Source organism: Marinobacter sp. ES-1 (assembly GCF_000475255.1).
Lineage (GTDB): Bacteria > Pseudomonadota > Gammaproteobacteria > Pseudomonadales > Oleiphilaceae > Marinobacter > Marinobacter vinifirmus.
On record NZ_AXBV01000089.1, the window covers coordinates 1 to 1,279 of the forward strand.

At 51.1% G+C, this 1,279-nt stretch carries 2 protein-coding genes; both read right to left on the reverse strand.

The genetic code is table 11. The annotated features are described in order from the left end of the window. Positions 1 to 210: 210 nt before the first annotated feature. Positions 211 to 957, reverse strand: a complete 747-nt coding sequence (locus Q668_RS14420; RefSeq protein WP_022990334.1) for an SDR family oxidoreductase — start codon at positions 955 to 957, stop codon at positions 211 to 213. 61 nt (positions 958 to 1,018) lie between these two features. Beyond that, positions 1,019 to 1,279: alpha/beta hydrolase (locus Q668_RS14425; RefSeq protein WP_161628534.1), on the reverse strand; the 261-nt coding region annotated here is incomplete at its 5' end.

Genomic DNA, 1,279 nt, shown 5'->3' on the forward strand with positions numbered 1-1,279 from the left:
TACTTTTGAACTCCTTAGTATTATACATCATGTTCGCTTACTTTTGAACTCCTTAGTAATTGGGAGACCTCTCACCCCGGAAATATTTGGCTAACAGCAACGGGCGGAAAGCTCTAATCAGTGGTGCAACTAAAACAGGGGTGTTTACAGAATCACTACTTCCATTTACCAGCGTCACGATGCCGAGCAGGGATACATAAAAACCCCGAATCACAGCTCCTGAGCCGTCGGCCGGAAAGTGATTTCATTAACATCCACATCATCCGGCTCATTGATGGCGAAGGCCACCATCCGCGCATAAGTCTCTGCTGGAACACCTACCTTGCCGACATATTCTCTGTTAGCGGACTGAATATCCTGATCGCTGATATGGTCCAATAATTCAGTCTTCACCGCGCCCGGGGAGACAATCGTAGTGCGGATATTGTGGGGCTTAACTTCTTGGCGCAGGCCTTCAGACAGGGCCCGAACGGCAAACTTGGTCGCCGAGTAAACGGCTGAGGAGGGAAACACCAACTGGCCGGCGACCGAAGCCGTGTTGATAATGTGTCCGGACTTCTGCTCCTTCATGTACGGAATCGCTGCGGCAATACCGTAAAGAACCCCTTTGAGGTTCACGTCGATCATCTGATCCCACTCGTCGATCTTCAGGCTTTCGAGGGTCGACAGTGGCATCACGCCGGCGTTATTGATGAGCACATCGATACGACCGTAGGTTTTTACCGCCGTATCCACCAGCTGTTTAACCTGATCCTTGTCGGTGACATCTACCGATACCGCCGTCGCTTTGTGCCCTGCATCGGTAAGCTCCTTGACCAACGTTTCCATACGCTCTTTTCGGCGGGCGCCGAGAACCACACTGCCCCCGCTCCTGGCAAGGTGACGAGCGGCCGCCTCACCTATTCCGCTGCTGGCACCAGTAATTACGATAACTTTGCCTGCGATATTGCCTGTCATTGTCTGTTTCCTTTTCGTTTTAATCGAAATCTGAATTGAACCTGGTTGAACTGTAGTCGGGCTACCGGCTCAGATTGCTCTGAAAGAAGGCTTCCAACCTATCAAACGGAATCAGTTCGACACGGTCGTACAAGTCCACGTGCCCGGCTCCCGGGACGATCACCAGTTCTTTAGGTTCAGCGGCAAGACGGTATGCGTCTTCACTAAACTCAATGGAATGCGCATCCTCGCCAGTGATGAACAACATCGGCCGCGGCGAAATGGTCTCAATATCCTGAAACGGATAGAAATTCATAAATTTTGAAGTGGACCCCGAAATTTG